Below are 16,682 nucleotides of genomic sequence, written 5' to 3'. Positions count from 1 at the left end.
CTGGAATTGTTATGGCCTTTCAAGTAAAGTAAAAATCCGGCTCGTACGTCTACCCGCGCAGTTCGCCGGCCGAACCTTAATGCCGGTCGGCCGGTTTGCCCCCTGTCTATGTCAAGAAGTCTGTTTCCGTTCCTCTTTCTGGCGTTTGTCGTATTCGGCGAATGGTACGGCTTTCAGGCCGTCCGCACCCTGGTGCAGCACGCCGAACCCGCCACGCGCCGCCTCGTCACCGCCCTGTACTGGGTACTGACGGTCGTTATCTGGGGCCTGGGCATCTGGGCCATGAATTCGCGGCGCGAGCACGCCTCCTACAAAGCCTACTTCGGCGGCCTGCTGCTGGCCATGGTGGCCGCCAAGCTGGTCGTGGTCATTCCGCTGCTGCTCGAAGACGTGACGCGCCTGGGCCGCTGGGCCTTTCAGCTGATGTCGCCGGCCAACCAAAGCACCGGCGGCCGGGCCATTTCGCGCTCGGAGTTTCTGAGCAAAGCCGCCCTAGTGGCCGGCGCGGTGCCCTTCGTGTCCTTGCTCTGGGGCATGGTGAAGGGGGGCACCGATTACACCGTCAAGCGCGTGGTGCTGCGTTTCCCCAACCTGCCCGTGGCCTTCGACGGCTTCAAGCTGCTGCAGATTTCGGACCTGCACACCGGCTCGTTTCAGTCGAAAGAGCCGTTGCAGCGCGCCGTGGACCTGATCAACAAGCAGGGCGCCGATTTGGTGTTCATGACCGGCGACCTGGTCAACAACTTCGCCCACGAGGTGGAGGAGCACATCGACACGCTGGCCGGCATCAAGTCCCAGCTGCCCATCTACTCCATCCTCGGCAACCACGACTACGCCGACTATGTGAACTGGGACGAGCTGGGCGGCCGCGAGGCCAAAGCGGCCAACCTGGCGCGCATCAAGCAGAACCACGCCAAAATCGGCTGGCAGCTGCTGCTCGACGAAGCCCGCGTCATCGAGCGGGGCGGCGAGAAAATCAGCATCCTGGGGGTGCAGAACTGGGGCGCCCGGGGCTTTGCCCAGTACGGCGACCTGGCCAAAACCCACGCTGCGGCCGACCCCACCGCGCCCTTCAAGATTCTGCTCTCGCACGACCCCTCGCACTGGGACGGGCAGGTGCACGAGTACCCCGACATCGACCTGACGCTGAGCGGGCACACCCACGGTATGCAATTCGGCGTGAACCTGCCGTGGATGAAGTGGAGCCCGGTGCAGTACGTGTACCGGCAGTGGGCGGGCCTCTACCAGCGTGGGCAGCAGTACCTCTACGTCAACACCGGCCTGGGCTTCATCGGCTACCCCGGCCGGGTGGGCTTCCTGCCCGAAATTACCGTGTTTGAGCTGCGACGCGCTTGATAATCACGGGAGAATGTAACGATTCCGGTACCGCGGCGTACAAGGCGACAGGACAATTCCTCCGGGTTTTGTCCTGTTCTGTTTCTGACTTCTCCCAAGACACCTTTCAATTCCCATGAAAAAGTACCTCATGCTGCTCTCGTGCGCCGGTATGCTCACGATGGCATCTTGCTCGCAGGATAAATCGGCCGATACGGCCACGACCACCGACACCACCACCACGACCACGACCGATGCCACGGGCAGCGCGGCCATGGGCGGCTACTCCGATGCCGACTACAACAGCCGCGCCGACCGGATTTCGGGCGACATGGCTACCAAAATGAAGCTCGACGAGGCCACCCGCGCCAAGGTGCGTACGGCTTACTACAACCGCTCGAAGCGCCTCGGGGAGCTGCACGATAAATACGCCACCGATACCACCGGCATGGCCGCCGCCATGCGCGACGTGTACTCGGACACCGACACGGAAATGAAGTCCGTGTTTACCGACCCGGCCCAGTACTCGGCCTACGAAACCAGCCGTGATGAGTACCTGGAGGACCGCTACATGAGCACCACGCCCAACACCATGTCGGACGGCACTACGATGTCGGACGGCTCGGAAATGAGCACCACCACCACGACGACCACCGAGGAAACCACGACCTCGGACATGGGCTCGGGTAGCGGCATGGCCATCGATAAGATGAAGGCCAAGGACGCTGAGGGCAACAAGCTGAAGGTAAAAGACAACGGCAAGGTGAAAACCAAAACCGCTGACGGCGACAAATCGAAGATGTAGGCCCGTTGGTCGATTTTCTTTCCGCAAACGCCGCTTCGTTCGCAACGGAGCGGCGTTTTTTTGGCTCCTTGCACCAGACCTTGCCTACTTTGTGACCGGTTTTGGTGTTGTTGCGCTGAATGATTGCCCGTTTGATCTGCTTGAAACCTACTTGGGGCCGCGTCGCGGCGCTGTTGCTGCTGAGCCTGGGGCTGGCCCTGCCCGCCGCCGCCCAGAAACGCCTGGTGCGCGTCACCGGCTCGGTGAGCGAGCGGCAGACGCGCAAGCCCGTGCCCGGCGCCACCATCATCAACCTGAGCACCCGCCGCGGCGTGGTGGCCGACGAGCAGGGCGACTTCGACATCCGGGTCAATAGCACCGACACGCTGGAGTTCCGGGCCGTGGGCTTTCAGGCCTACCGCATGCCCATGGGCAACACCGGCCTCTCGCAGCTCATCGTGCAGGTGAAGCTGGAGCGCGCCAGCGTGCAGCTCACCGGCGTGACCATCCGTGAGGGCCGTCCCGACGACCAGACCATCAGCCGGGCCCTGCGCAACGTGCGCCGGCAGGCCCCGCCGCCCAACGCCGTGAAGCGCGCCCCGCGCCCCCAGCCGCTGTTCCCCGTCGACTCGACCGCGCCCAAGGTCCCGGTGGCCACGCTGCAGAACCCTATCAGCCTGCTCTACGACCAGTTTTCGCGCGAAGGCGCCCAGCGGCGCAAGCTGGAGGAAATCCAGGAGGAGAAGCGCATCGAAGCCGAAATTGCCCGCCGCCGCGCCTACAACCGCTATTTCCGCATCAACAAGGGCTACGAGGTAAAGCAGGACTCTACCCGCCGGCCCGTTACGGCGCCGTGGCAGCTGCCCTCGTCGCAGCCCTCGGTGCCGGTGCAGCCCGTGCAGCCGCCCGCCGGCGCCCTGGCGCCGAAGCCGTAAGCCGGGCCGGCGAAATCCACTACGTCCGGATATTCCTAACCCGCCACGGCCCGGCGGCGTAAGGCCTGTTATGAGAATTGGGTATCCCTGCGTCAACGAGTCGCTCGACTGCACCACGGCCAGCACGTTCCGCCTGGCGTCGTATTCCGACGAGCGGGTGGAACAGACTACGGCCAACAACCTGGCCTGCCTGCAGCGCATTCTGGTGTACAACGTGCAGCACAACCTGCGCTTTTTCCGCATCGGCTCGAACCTCGTGCCCTTCGGCTCCCACCCCATCAACACTTTTCCCTGGCAGACGCGCTTCGCGGCCGAGTTCCGGGCCATTGGCGACTACATCAAGGTCCACGACATGCGCGTGTCGTTTCACCCCGACCAGTTTGTTGTGCTCAACTCGCCCGACGCCGGCATCGTGCAGCGCAGCATTCAGGAGCTGGTGTACCAGGGCTCGATGCTGGATTTGATGGGCCTCGACGGCACGGCCAAGCTGCAGATTCACGCCGGGGGCCTCTACGGCGACCGGGAAGCCGCCCTCGCCCGCTGGATTGCCACCTACAAAACCCTGCCCGACGCGGTGAAGCGCCGCCTTGTCGTCGAAAACGACGACCGGCTGTATTCGCTGCAGGACTGCCTGCGCTTGTTCGATGCGGTAGGCGTGCCCGTGCTCTTCGATAACTTCCACCACGAATGCCTGAACAGCGGCGAGCCGATGAGCATGGCCGTGCAGCTGGCCGCCGCCACCTGGCACCCCACCCAGGACGGCCCGCTGATGATTGACTACAGCTCGCAGGCCGTAGGTGAGCGGAAGGGCAAGCACACCAACACCATGCAGGAAGACCTGTTCCGCGGCTTCCTCGAAGACTTGCGCGGCATCGACGCCGACATCATGCTCGAAATCAAAGACAAAGAGGCCAGCGCCCACCGCGCCTGCGCCATCCTCACCGATTTGGGCCGTTTGGCCCCCGTTTCTACTCCCGCCTTCTGAGCTACTCCCAACCCCTATGGCCTCTTCTTCCGTTACCGCCGACCTGCTCGCCGACACCATCCACGCCCTGCAAAGCGGCCTCACGTCCCTGCCCATCAGCCAAGCCATGGACACTACCGAGGCCTGGCAGCAGCAATTCCTGCAAAGCGGCATTCCCGAGCTGCAGGACATAGCCCGCGAAATCGGCAACTTCCAGTCCCTGCTCACCAGCCAGCCCCTCGATGGCCCCGCCCTCGGCCGTTCCCTGGGCATGCTCGGCGCCCAGATCAGCGACATCCTGCCCCACGCCCCCGAAGACCGGAAGCTCGGCCTTTCCCAGCTCAGCACCCTGCTGCTGCGCATCGGCGGCGAGCTGGAAACCGACAACAACGGCCGCTAAGCCGCGCAAACGGTGCCGCTAGTAGTCATTGCGAGCAAAGAGAGTAATCTTTCCTCTCGCGGTACCAACGGCCCAACTGGCACAACCAAAACAGCACCGCCCGAAACTGCAGATACCAGTTTCGGGCGGTGCCGTTTTCGGACAGTAGGAATTCTATCGGCGGTGCTACTAGAGGAAGGATTGGCTACGTCTTCCTACGGTTGCTTCGCTTCGCTCGCAATGACGGCCAGTGAGCCGCTGCTTCCTTCACTTACCAAGCTGTCTAGCCGTCAGCGCGGTTAAATCACCGCGTCGTACTGCGCTTCGGCGGGAACTTCCACGCTGGCAAAGGCCTGGGCGAGGTCGGCCATGAGGTCTGCCGGATCTTCCACGCCGATGCTCAGGCGCACCATGCTGCTGGTGATGCCCATTTCGCGCTGGGTGGCCGGCTCGATGTCGGAGTGGGTCATGGTGGCCGGGTGCTCGGCCAGGCTTTCGGTGCCGCCCAGGCTCACGGCCAGCTTGATGAGCTGCAGGCTATTAAGGAAGGCAAAGGCTTCGGCCTCGCCGCCGCGAATGTCGAAGGAAATCATGGAGCCGGGCGAGAGGCACTGGCGGCGGTAGATGTCCTGCTGGGCCGCGTCGTGCTCCAGGTGGCCGAGGTAGTAGGTGCGCGTGACCTGCGGATGCTCGCGCAGCCAGTCGGCAATAATCTGGGCCGATTGGGCGGCGCGCTCCATGCGCAGCTTCAGCGTTTCGAGGCTGCGCATGAGCATCCAGCCGGTGTTCGGGTCGCACATGGTACCCATGAAGGTGCGCATGGCCCGCACTTCCTTCATCAGCGCCTTCGAACCCAGGGCCGCGCCGGCAATCAGGTCGGAGTGGCCGCCCAAAAACTTCGTGGCGGAGTAGATAACCAGGTCGGCGCCGTGCTTGAGCGGGTGCTGAAACACCGGGCCCAGGAAGGTGTTGTCGACCACCACGCGGCAGGGGCGCTCGGCCGAGCCGGCCCGACGGGCGGCGGCCACGCAGGCGTCGAGGTCGACGAGGTGGTTGGTGGGGTTGGCGGGCGTTTCCACGTAGAGCACGGCCAGCCGCTCGCCCAGGGCTTCGGCGCGGGCCAGCAGCTCGTCGGCCGGCAGCGTGGGCGAGAAGCTTTCGGCGGTGATACCGAAACGCGGCAGCACGTTTTTCAGGAAGAAGTCGGTGCCGCCGTACACCGGCTCAGCGTGCAGCACCACGTCGCCGGGTTTGAGCAGGGCCAGCAGCGAGGTGCTGATGGCGGCCATGCCCGAGGCAAAAGCGGCGGCGTCCTCGGCGCCGTCCCAGAGTGTAAGGCGGTCCTCCAGGATTTCCAGCGAGGGGTTGTTCAGGCGCGAGTAGATCAGGCCCATTTCCTCGCCGGGCTCGGCCTGCCGCAGGCCGTAGGCCAGCTCGAAAAAGGCCTTGCCTTCCTCGGCCTTGCTGAAAACAAACGTCGACGTCTGGAAGATGGGGCACTTGATGGCGTTTTCGCTCCACTCGGGGTTGAAGCCGTAGCTCATCATCAGGCTCTCGGGCTTCAGGGTGCGCCCGTTGAGCTCCGCTTGCTTGCGCAGATTTTTTACTTTCATGGGGGTGGGATGGGGAAGTGGCAGTCTACGAAGGTAGAAAATTGCCCCAACCCGGACCCGAACGTTCGTTTGGGTCATCAGCCTCCTTACTTACACAATGCTGCTGATGCCAGACCAACACGGCAGCCTTTTGCCCGGTAGGGCAAAAAAGGCAGCTGTACCATTAACAAAGGTGTGCTGATATACAACCAGCCAAACGGTAATGCCTTGAGAAACAAAAAAACCCGCCCTGCGCAATGCAAAGCGGGTTTTCAGTGGAGCTGCAGGGAGTCGAACCCTGGTCCAGACAAGGAAGACGACGAGCTTTCTACGTGTGTATCTATGCTTGAATTTTCGAAGCAACCGAGGCGCACATCAGGCCTATAGGTTACCCTTATCTACTAGAGTTTCGCCTGGGCGTCGCAGCGCCACCCAAACTATCCTAATGCTTTCGACACCCCGAACTCACCCGTGAAAAGGAAGACGGATGCGGGATGATGGCTAATGCTTAGTACCTAGACTAGGCAGCCATGGCGTACGAGTAGTCGCCAGGTATTTTTCGGATGATTTTTTAGCGGGAGATTCGTCCAACTCCCGACACGCTTACTCGTGACTTGCACGAGCTGTCAATTCCGGTCAGCCCCAAATGTGTAAGAACGATGCCCCGACCAGCGGAGCGGGCTGCGAAGGTAGCGCAACCTGGTTAATAACGGTGAAAACGGGGTAAAAAGTTTCCCGGAGCGGGCCGTAGGACTAGCCTGCCACCCGCTCCGGGAAACATTGTACCTTGCCGACCTTAGCCTAGCACCGGCGCCTTGCCGGACACGACGGCTGGGCGGCTGCCTGCCTGGGCCGGCCAGAAGGCCCGGAAGGCCATGTAAGCGGCCAGCGGAGCCTCGATCAGCAGCACCATCTTGCGGCCCCAGCCGCTGCGCACCAGCAGGTCGACGAGGCCGGGGTCGGCGCTGCCGAAGCTGCCGACGGGCAGGCGGGCCAGTAGCCCGAGGCCCCACACCACCACGTGACAGGCCAGCGCGGCCCACAGCACGCCCCGCGGCACCGAGGCCGGCAGCAGCCAGACGAGGGCCAGCAGCGCCGCCGTCTGCACGCCTGATAGAATGGTGAGGATTAGGGCGGTGTTGTCGGTGCCGGCCATTTGCCAGGCCGCCATATCGGCCGCGCTTAGGTAGGAGCTAACGTCGGCGGCACTGCGCAGCTCGGCCCACTCAGTGAAAATGGCGGACCCCAGGCAGTAAAACGTGAGCAGGACGTAGGCCAGCAACAGCCCGCGGGAAAGGGTATAGGTTGGGTTCATCGTGAAATGGTTAGGGTTCCGGCATCAGCTGCCTGCCGCCACGGCAGACGGGCTGACTATCCAGGTATAATATAGCTTAATCAATATTATAATACAAGTAATAATTGATAAAATTATAACATTTGACATTCGGCGTTGAGTTTCCAGCTATCAAAAGCTCTCAACGCTATGAAAGTCCGCCACGAAACGCGCTAGGGGTGCCTGGTGGTCAGCATTTAGCATTCAGACGCAGGTAATGCACAACTCCACCTGAGACCCAGCGGCGCAACTTCAGCATCATAAGCTGGGCGCCGGACACCCAACGCCGTGCTGCCAGCCAGAATAGCCCGCACGCCTGGGCCATAAAAGCGGAACACCAACCTGGGCCTGCGCCCTGGTGCTAGCAGCACCGGCGGGCACCGCCGCCGGCCGAACTTTCCTTTCCCGGCCCGCCTTTTAGGGGTATCTTTGTGGCTAGGAGTTATGGAGAATTTTGTCGTTTCGGCCCGCAAATACCGTCCCGCCACGTTCCGCAGCGTGGTTGGGCAGCAGCACGTAACCACCACGCTGCAGAACGCCATCGTGACGGGTCATTTGGCCCAGGCGTTTCTGTTCTGCGGCCCGCGTGGGGTGGGCAAGACCACCTGCGCCCGTATCCTGGCCAAAACCATCAACTGCACCAACCTCACCCAGGAAGCCGAGGCCTGCGACACCTGCGACTCCTGCCGCGCCTTCAACCAGAGCGCCTCGTTCAACGTGCACGAGCTGGACGCGGCCTCGAATAACAGCGTCGAGGACATCCGCAGCCTGGTGGAGCAGGTGCGCTACGCCCCGCAGCAGGGCCGCTACAAGGTGTACATCATCGACGAGGTGCACATGCTCTCGAATGCGGCCTTCAACGCCTTTCTGAAGACGCTGGAGGAGCCGCCGGGCTACGCCATCTTCATCCTGGCCACCACCGAGCGGCACAAGATCATTCCGACGATTCTGTCGCGCTGCCAGATCTTCGACTTCAACCGCATCAAGCTCGACGACATCGTCGGGCACCTGAATTACATTTCGGGCCAGGAGCAGGTGACGGCCGAAGAGGACGCGCTGCACCTCATTGCCCAGAAAGCCGACGGCGGTCTGCGCGACGCGCTGAGCATCTTCGACCAGATGGTGACCTTCTCGGGCCATCAGCTGAGCTACCGGGCGGTGGTGCAGAACCTGCACATCCTCGACTACGAGTACTACTTCCGCCTCACCGACTACTGCCTGCGCCAGGATTTGAGCCAGACGCTGCTGCTGCTCGACGAGGTGGTGCAGAACGGCTTCGACCTGCACCAGTTTGTCATCGGCGCGGCCGAGCACCTGCGCGGGCTGCTGGTGTGCAAGGACCCGCAGACGGTGCAGCTGCTGGAAGTGTCGGAGGGCCTGCGCCAGCGGTACGCAGATCAAGCAAGGCAGGCCCCGCTCAGCTTCCTGGTGACCGGCCTGAACCTGCTCAGCCAGTGCGACCGGGACTTCAAAGCCGCCAAAAACCAGCGCCTGCACGTGGAGCTGATGCTCATGAAGCTGGCCTACCTGCGCCAGGCCGTGCAGCTCACCCAGGAAATGATAGCCTCGGCCAGCAACGGCGAGGCTAAAAAAAAAACTGACGGTATAGCCCCGGCCGCCGCGCCAACGCCCGTTGCCGCTCCGGCCGCAACGAACGGCAACGGCTACGCGGCCAACGGCCAAAGTGCCACCAACGGAGCGGCCCCGAACGGCCATGCGGCGCCGGCTGCCCCAGGTCCTCGTATGGCCCAGCGGCTGGCCAACAACCAGCTCCCGCAGGCAGGCGCCAGCCAACCAGCAACCAACCACCACCTGGCCCACGCGCCGGCCGCGCCCGAGCCCATCGTGCCGGTGCAGAGCGGGGTGGAGGAAATGCACCCGACGCCCAGCATCGAGAACGAGCAGGAGGAGCGGCCCGCCACGCACCGTCAGCTGGTGGATACGCTGCCGCACGTAGATGCCGGCCGCCCCAGCGTGGCCGGACACGAGCCCGGCAGCCGCCCGCTGGTAGCCAACCCCGATCCGGTATCGACGGCGCCCGGCAGCGCCCGGCCGGCGGCCAAGCCGCTGGCCATTCCGAAGATGAACCTGCAGGCGCTGAAAAATCAGGCCACCCAGCAGCGCCAGGATACCCAGGCCGCCGTGCTCGAAGAAGAAGCCGCCGCGCCCGTCACCGGCAGCATCGACCAGCAGCGGCTGCAGCAGGTGTGGCGGGAGCTGGCCGAAAGGCGCAAGCAGATCAGCATGAGCGAGTTTACCATCCTCAACCGCCCCGTGCAGGCCGATGAGCAGCACGTCGTGCGGCTACAGCTGGAAAACACGGTGCAGCTCGACCAGTTCAACGCCTTCAAGCCGGAGTTCATCATGGCTTTGCGCCAGCGCACCGGCTACCGCAGCCTCAGCATCCAGACCGAGGTGACGCACCAGGAGAATAACGCCATGCGTCTGTACACCTCCTCGGACCGCTTCGAGTACCTGGCCCAGAAATTCCCGGTGCTGCTGGAAATGAAGCAGAAGCTGGGCCTGGACACGGATTTTTAAGGACGTACTCCCCTCCTTTTTGAAGGAGGGGACGCCGTTGCGTCAGCAACGGCTGGGGTGGTTGCGTCGTCCGCGCCATTAGGACGATGATTGCCCGCCATCCTCATCCCGGAAAGCAACTAGAATAGCGGCCAGAACCCATTCTAGCTGCCCGAAAACCAGCTTATTTTCGAACCGCAGCACCTGGATACCGACGCCATTCAGGTAAGCCGTACGGACGGCATCATGCGCTGCGCCGATGACGTTGTAGTGCCCGGCCCCGTCTAGCTCCACCACTAGCCTCTCACTCGGGCAGTAGAAATCCAGAATATACGGCCCCACACTGTGCTGGCGCCGGAATTTGCGGCCGGCCAGTTGCCCACCCTGCAAGGCCTTCCACAGCGTGGCCTCGGCAGGTGTGAGGTTACGGCGTAACTCCCGGCGGTTAGGTTTCAGCTCTTGTCGATTGTGGCGGAAGGTATTGGGCATAAGTGCATAAATAAGAGTGTGGCGCCGCCACAACTCCCCTCCTTTAGTTGAAGGAGGGGATGTCAACGCTTTAGCGTTGACTGGGGTGGTTGCGTCGTTGCTGATGGCAGGTAGTAACATTCATTTTTCTACGATTACCCACAAGCCCCGCCACTTCTCCCCCAACGTCAGCAACGACGCAACCACCTTGGACCCAGCCAAACAACGTCAGCAACGACGCAACCACCCCAGCCGCCGCTAAAGCGGCGGCGTCCCCTCCTTCAAAAAGGAGGGGAGCTTTCCGCCAGTTCTCTTGTTCTGCGGCCCTACCTACCTTTGGCCTCCCTCCTACTCCATCCCGCTGCTATCCGTGAAAAACCCTTCCCTGCTCCTGCTGCCCGCCGTGGCCGCGCTGGGGCTCCTGACCCAATGCCAGTCGAGCAAGCCGGCGGCTACGGCCACCGCGCCGACTACCCAGACGCCCGCCGCCCCGGAGGCGCCCAAGCCCAAGGAATACAAGTACACCACCGTCGAGGGGGACCCGCTCAAGACGCGCATCTACACGCTGGATAACGGCCTGACGGTGTACCTCTCCGACTACGACGACGCGCCGCGCATTCAGACCTACGTGGCGGTGCGCGCCGGCTCCAAGAACGACCCGCACGACGCCACCGGCCTCGCGCACTACCTGGAGCACATGGTGTTCAAGGGCACTTCGCGGCTGGGCGCCCAGGATTTCGCCGCCGAGAAGGCCGAGCTGGCAAAGATTGAGGCGCTATACGAGCAGTACCGCGGCACTCGCGACGCGGCGCTGCGCAAGAAATACTACCACCAGATTGACTCCGTATCGGGCGTGGCGGCCAAGTACGCGGTAGCCAACGAGTACGACAAGCTGATGGGCGCCATCGGGGCCAAGGGCTCCAACGCCTACACTTCGGTGGAGCAGACGGTGTACCAGGAAGACATTCCCTCCAACCGCGTGGAGCAGTGGGCTTCGGTGCAGGCCGAGCGGTTCGGGGAGCTGGTGCCGCGCCTGTTTCACACCGAGCTGGAAGCCGTGTACGAGGAGAAAAACCGCGGGCTCGACAACGACTTCAGCAAGGAGTTTGAGGCGCTGAACCGCTCGTTGTTCCAGAAGCACGAGTACGGCACCCAGACCACTATCGGCACCATCGAGCACCTGCAGAACCCCTCGATTACGGCCATCAAGGCGTATTTTGACCGGTACTACGTGCCCAACAACATGGCCATTGCCATGAGCGGTGACCTGGACTTCGACCAGACCATTCGCACCATCGACCAGTACTTCGGCAAACTGAAGAACAAGCCGGTACCGGCCTTCACGCCCGCCCAGGAAGCGCCCATCACCGCTCCCATCGTGACGGAAGTGAAAGGCCCGCAGGCCGAGAACGTGATGATTGGCTTCCGCTTCCCCGGCACGGCCACGCCCGACGCCTTGGTGCTGCGCATGATCGACAAGATCCTGACCAACGGGCAGGCCGGCCTCATCGACCTGAACCTGAACCAGAAGCAGGCCGTGCTCGAAGCCCAGAGCTTCGCCGACTTCAACAACGACTACAGCACCCACGTGCTCTACGGCACCCCGCGCCAGGGCCAGTCGCTCGACCAGGTAAAAGCCCTGATGCTGGCCCAGCTCGACAAGGTAAAAAAGGGCGACTTCCCCGAGTGGCTGATTCCGGCCATCATCAACAACGAGCAGCTGCAGCGTACCAAGAGCTACGAAAGCAACGAGGCCCGCGCGGGCGCCTTCGTGTCGGCCTTCGTGGCCCGCGAAGACTGGAAAGACTACCTGCAGCAATTCGAGCAGTTCGGCAAAATCACCAAGGCCGACGTGATGCGCGTGGCCAATGAGTACTACGGCCCCGGTTACGCGCTCATCTACAAGCGCACCGGCAAGGACACCAGCACGCCCAAGGTCATCAAGCCGGCCATTACGCCGGTGCCGGTGAACCGCGACGCCAGCTCCGAGTACTACAAGCAGGTGGTGGCCCTGCAGGCGCCCGAACTGCAGCCCGTCTTCCTCGACTACAAGAAGGACATCCAGCAAACCGAGCTTAAGCCCGGCCTGCCGCTGTTCTACACCCGCAACTCGGAGAACAACCTATTCTCCCTGTTCTACGTGCTCGATATGGGCACCAACAACGACCCTAAGCTGGGCCTGGCCGCCGATTACCTCAAGTACCTGGGCACCGGCAAGTACTCGGCCGCCCAGCTTCAGCAGGAGTTCTACAAGCTCGGCTGCTCCTTCGACGTGAGCAGCAGCCCCGACCGGGTGTTCGTCAGCCTCAGCGGCCTCGACAAGAATATGGAGCCGGCCCTGCAGCTGTTTGAGCAGCTGCTCAACAACCCCACGCCCGATCCGCAGGCGCTCAAGGACATGGTGGCCGGCATCCTCAAAAACCGCCAGGACGCCAAGCTCAACAAGGGCGTCATCCTCAGCCAGGCCATGTTGAACTACGTCAAGTTCGGCCCCAAGAACCCCTTCACCAACATCGTCAGCGCCCAGGAGCTGAAGTCGCTCAAGCCCCAGGAGCTGATCAGCCGCATCAAGCAGCTGGAAACCTACCAGCACCGCGTACTGTACTACGGGCCGCGGGAATTTGCTGCAGTAGCAAGCCCGATACCTGCTCGTGAAATTGATCCTCTGACCAAGAAGCCCAAGGCACAAAGGACTTTCCAAGTAGGCACAGTTCAGGAAGCGGAAGGAGTTCTGCTCAAGCTGCACCACACGCCCGCCCAGCTCACGCCCACCCCGCCCGCCAAGGACTTCGCCGAGCTGCCGCTGAAGGACCGCAAGGTGTACTGGACCGACTTCAACATGGTGCAGGCCGAAATCCTGTTCCTCTCGCGCGGCGACGCCTACGACAAGGCCCTGGTGCCCACGGTGAGCCTCTACAACGAATACTTCGGCGGCAACATGGGCAGCATCGTGTTCCAGGAGCTGCGCGAGTCCAAGGCCCTGGCCTACTCCGCCACCTCCCGCTACGCCAACGCCGACAAAGTGGGCCGCTCCAACTACCAGCTCAGCTACATCGGCACCCAGGCCGATAAGCTGCCCGAGGCCATGGCCGGCATGGAGACCCTGCTCAATGACATGCCCATGGCCGAGGCCAACCTCAACATCGCCCGCCAGAGCATCCGCAACAGCATTGCCACCGAGCGCATCACCAAGTCCGACGTGCTCTTCGCCTACGAGCGGGCCAAGCGCCTCGGCCTCGACTACGACCTGCGCCGCGACGTGTACGAGCAGACCGCCAACATGAGCCTCGCGGACCTCAAGAAGTTCCAGGAAGCCCGCGTGAAAGGCCGCCCCCAAACCGTCCTCGTCATCGGCTCCAAAGACCGCCTCAACTTCAAAGAGCTGGCCAAATACGGCGAAGTCAAGCAGCTGACCCTGAAGGAAATCTTCGGGTATTAGGAGCCTCACCCCCCGGCCCCCTCTCCTAGGGGAGAGGGGGAGCCTGACATCAGCAACGAAAGCGGGACCAATGAGCTCAGGCTCATTGGTCCCGCTTTTTTACGCCCTACAAGAAGAGGAATTGTCCCCGGCGGGGCTGCGCAGCGCGAGCGGAGCAGCTCCGCCCCGTTGCTGACGCCAGGCTCCCCCTCTCCACGGGAGAGGGGGCCGGGGGGTGAGGCCCGCATATACGACATTTTTTCCAAACACTTGTTTCCCCCCGTTTTTAGTCGGTGCTTTGCATCCTATTTCGCCCCGGGTACGTCCCACCGCCCGCCCGAAATGGCTGTTTCGACCCAACCACAACCCACTAACCCCCGCGTCATTTCCTGACAACGCATCATATGGCTGACCAGAAGATTACCATCAAGAACGGTAAACTCAACGTTCCTGACCGTCCCACTATTCCGTTCATTGAAGGCGACGGTACCGGTCCCGACATCTGGGCCGCCTCGGTCCGCGTATTCAACGCTGCTGTCGAAAAAGCTTACGGTGGCGCCCGTAAGATTGAGTGGAAAGAAGTCCTGGCCGGCGAAAAGTCGTACAAGCAGCTCAACAACTGGCTCCCCAACGATACCCTCGATGCCTTCCGCGAATACCTCGTCGGCATCAAAGGCCCGCTGACCACCCCCGTGGGCGGCGGCATCCGCTCCCTCAACGTGGCCCTGCGCCAGGAACTCGACCTCTACGCCTGCGTGCGCCCCGTGCGCTGGTTTGAGGGCGTGCCCTCCCCGGTGAAGCACCCCGAGCTGACCGACATGGTCATCTTCCGCGAAAACACCGAGGATATCTACGCCGGCATCGAGTACATGAACGGCACCCCGCAGGCCCAGAAAATGCTGGAATTCCTGCAGGACGAGATGGGCGTGAAGAAAATCCGCTTCCCCGAAACCTCCTCCTTCGGCATCAAGCCCGTCTCGAAAGAAGGCACCGACCGCCTCGTGCGCGCCGCCATCAACTACGCGCTGGAAAACAAGCGCGAGTCGGTGACGCTGGTGCATAAGGGCAACATCATGAAGTTCACCGAGGGCGCCTTCAAAACCTGGGGCTACGAGCTGGCCGAAAAGGAATTCGGCGACAAGGTCTTCACCTGGGCCCAGTTCGATAAGCTGGCCGCCAAGCACGGCCAGGACGCGGCCAACGCCCACATGAAGAACGAGCTGGCCTCGGGCAAAATCCTTATCAAGGACAGCATCGCCGACGCCTTCCTGCAGCAGATCCTGCTCCGCCCCGCCGACTACGACGTGGTAGCCACCCTCAACCTCAACGGCGACTACATCTCCGACGCCCTGGCCGCCATCGTGGGCGGCATCGGCATCGCGCCAGGCGCCAACATCAACTACCTCACCGGCCACGCCATCTTCGAGGCCACCCACGGCACCGCGCCCAAGTACGCCGGCCAGGACAAGGTGAACCCCGGCTCCGTCGTCCTCTCCGGCGCCCTCATGCTGGAGTACATGGGCTGGCAGGAAGCCGCCGACCTCATCTACAAAGGCCTCGAAGCCGCCATTGCCGCCAAGCGCGTCACCTACGACTTCGAACGCCTGATGGAAGGCGCCACCCTCCTGAAAACCTCGGAGTTCGGCGACGAGATTATCAAGGATATGTAATACCTTGGCTTAGGCCACACAAGAAGAGCCTCGCAAAACTGCGGGGCTCTTCTTTTTGGCTTCAGTTTAATTTAGTTGTCTTCATCTTTTCAATTGTGTCTAGATTCAAATTAGCACTTATTCCGAAAGAAGTAACAAATTGTGATTTGCCAAATCCTTCTATATTTTGTTTTCTAAAATAAGGAAATGAAACCGAAACCCTTAGGTTATTAACAAATATAGAACACCCAGCATCTATTCCTGAAAAGAAATTTTTATCTGTTCCAAGTACTGCGGTCCTTAATGGCTTATCAAGCTGTATATCACCACCAATATGCCTGAACGTATATCCTATGAATGGAGAAAATCTAAAAGTATTCTTGGGTGTTTGATTCGTATTAAATATACTCATATACGTTGTAATAATATCCCATTGTGCATATAGAGCACCAGCCATAATCCTTGTATCTTTTACATTCTTATCACTCAGTTGCCACTGTGTGCTAGAGGCATTGAAATAACCACTGATAGCAAGTTCTCTAAAAAAGGCACTCCTTAAGCCTTCGTTCGCCTTTGCATGAGAATCATGGAAAGGCAAATAATCAAAATTGAGTAGTATTGCTTTGCCAAAACGACCTCCAGGTGTAGGCAGCAGAAGTGTGGTGCCGAACAACTTTCTATTGGTGATGTTGCCATTAGCATCGAATAACGCCCGCAAAGTATCTACAGTGGAAGCCAGATTTACCAAAAAGTTAATACTGCCAGCATATACTCTAACCTCCTCATCTTTTTCTGGAGCTACATATGTGATATAGCGTTCCGCTGAGAATCCCAAGGAGCCATTAACCGGAGTTATTTTCTCCCCATCCAATACTTTCTTCACATCCCCATCAGGAGTTAGCTTGATATTCCATTGGATAATGCGAGTATCATCGTTGGCCGTTCTAGTCGCGTGAACAGACGCCTCCTCTATCGTTGATTTGCTCGCGGTTTGTCCCTGAATTTGCCCGTAGCTCATATGAGCTACCAAAGCAAGGCCGATAAGCAGCAGTGTGTTTTTCATGTGCTTCAAAAATTAAAGAATTCCTACTCAATCATAGTATCAGACTGAGTTTACCCGGTTGATTTTTCAACCAAATTAATTGCACTTTATACCACACACATCAGTGCTAGCACTGAACATTCCTACCAACCCAAAAGGCACGAGGCTGCGCTTAACTCGCGCCAAGCCATGACCCGGAAGCTGTGCCATTCCTGCCGCCCCAGCAGCAATCCAGAACCCACAAAAAAGCAGGGCACCCCAAC

Annotated in this window: 12 protein-coding genes and 1 other RNA gene; 8 read left to right on the top strand and 5 right to left on the bottom strand. The window is 60.9% G+C overall.

All coding sequences use genetic code 11. The features are described 5' to 3' along the window. The first annotated feature begins 108 nt into the window (after positions 1–108). The 5 genes from FDY95_RS10660 (at position 109) to FDY95_RS10640 (ending at position 4,418) form a co-directional block, all read left to right on the top strand. Positions 109–1,356, top strand: a complete 1,248-nt coding sequence (locus FDY95_RS10660; protein ID WP_138077597.1) for a metallophosphoesterase — start codon at positions 109–111, stop codon at positions 1,354–1,356. 115 nt (positions 1,357–1,471) lie between these two features. Next, complete coding sequence (locus tag FDY95_RS10655) at positions 1,472–2,140, top strand: hypothetical protein (RefSeq protein WP_138077595.1); 669 nt, start codon at positions 1,472–1,474, stop codon at positions 2,138–2,140. A 140-nt stretch (positions 2,141–2,280) separates the two neighbouring features. After that, positions 2,281–3,054, top strand: a complete 774-nt coding sequence (locus FDY95_RS10650; protein ID WP_171025637.1) for a carboxypeptidase-like regulatory domain-containing protein — start codon at positions 2,281–2,283, stop codon at positions 3,052–3,054. Between the two features lie 70 nt (positions 3,055–3,124). After that, entirely contained in the window at positions 3,125–4,039 is a 915-nt protein-coding gene (gene uvsE / locus FDY95_RS10645) for a UV DNA damage repair endonuclease UvsE (protein WP_138077590.1), read from the top strand. Positions 4,040–4,055: 16 nt separating this feature from the next. Beyond that, on the top strand, positions 4,056–4,418 hold the full coding sequence (locus FDY95_RS10640) for a hypothetical protein (RefSeq protein ID WP_138077588.1): 363 nt from the start codon (positions 4,056–4,058) through the stop codon (positions 4,416–4,418). A 278-nt stretch (positions 4,419–4,696) separates the two neighbouring features. Here FDY95_RS10640 and FDY95_RS10635 read toward each other — a convergent pair whose 3' ends face one another. The 3 genes from FDY95_RS10635 to FDY95_RS10625 form a co-directional block, all read right to left on the bottom strand. After that, entirely contained in the window at positions 4,697–6,010 is a 1,314-nt protein-coding gene (locus FDY95_RS10635; protein ID WP_138077586.1) for a cystathionine gamma-synthase family protein, read from the bottom strand. 252 nt (positions 6,011–6,262) lie between these two features. Beyond that, positions 6,263–6,633, bottom strand: a transfer-messenger RNA (tmRNA) gene (ssrA, locus tag FDY95_RS10630). A gap of 152 nt (positions 6,634–6,785) precedes the next feature. Then, the gene (locus FDY95_RS10625) at positions 6,786–7,304 is read right to left on the bottom strand and encodes a hypothetical protein (RefSeq protein WP_138077584.1); all 519 of its coding nucleotides are present in this window, start codon (positions 7,302–7,304) and stop codon (positions 6,786–6,788) included. Positions 7,305–7,766: 462 nt separating this feature from the next. Between FDY95_RS10625 and FDY95_RS10620 the strand changes: the two genes are divergently transcribed. Beyond that, positions 7,767–9,863, top strand: a complete 2,097-nt coding sequence (locus FDY95_RS10620) for a DNA polymerase III subunit gamma/tau (RefSeq protein WP_138077582.1) — start codon at positions 7,767–7,769, stop codon at positions 9,861–9,863. A 78-nt stretch (positions 9,864–9,941) separates the two neighbouring features. Here the strand turns inward: FDY95_RS10620 and FDY95_RS10615 are convergent, their stop codons facing one another. Beyond that, positions 9,942–10,331 carry an endonuclease domain-containing protein gene (locus FDY95_RS10615; RefSeq protein ID WP_138077580.1) on the bottom strand — a complete coding sequence of 130 codons (390 nt, stop codon included), beginning with the start codon at positions 10,329–10,331 and terminating at the stop codon, positions 9,942–9,944. Between the two features lie 349 nt (positions 10,332–10,680). Between FDY95_RS10615 and FDY95_RS10610 the strand changes: the two genes are divergently transcribed. Then, positions 10,681–13,749 (top strand): M16 family metallopeptidase, encoded by a 3,069-nt coding sequence (locus FDY95_RS10610; protein WP_246073989.1) that lies wholly within the window; start codon positions 10,681–10,683, stop codon positions 13,747–13,749. Between the two features lie 383 nt (positions 13,750–14,132). Continuing rightward, positions 14,133–15,398 carry an NADP-dependent isocitrate dehydrogenase gene (gene icd / locus FDY95_RS10605; RefSeq protein ID WP_138077578.1) on the top strand — a complete coding sequence of 422 codons (1,266 nt, stop codon included), beginning with the start codon at positions 14,133–14,135 and terminating at the stop codon, positions 15,396–15,398. A 61-nt stretch (positions 15,399–15,459) separates the two neighbouring features. Here the strand turns inward: icd and FDY95_RS10600 are convergent, their stop codons facing one another. Next, positions 15,460–16,440: a hypothetical protein gene (locus tag FDY95_RS10600; protein WP_138077576.1), complete on the bottom strand. Its 981-nt coding sequence runs from the start codon at positions 16,438–16,440 to the stop codon at positions 15,460–15,462. Positions 16,441–16,682 lie beyond the last annotated feature (242 nt).

Source organism: Hymenobacter jeollabukensis (genome assembly GCF_005771675.1).
GTDB lineage: Bacteria > Bacteroidota > Bacteroidia > Cytophagales > Hymenobacteraceae > Solirubrum > Solirubrum jeollabukense.
Note: the sequence above shows the minus strand (reverse complement) of the source record. Positions and strands in the feature narration are given on the sequence as shown.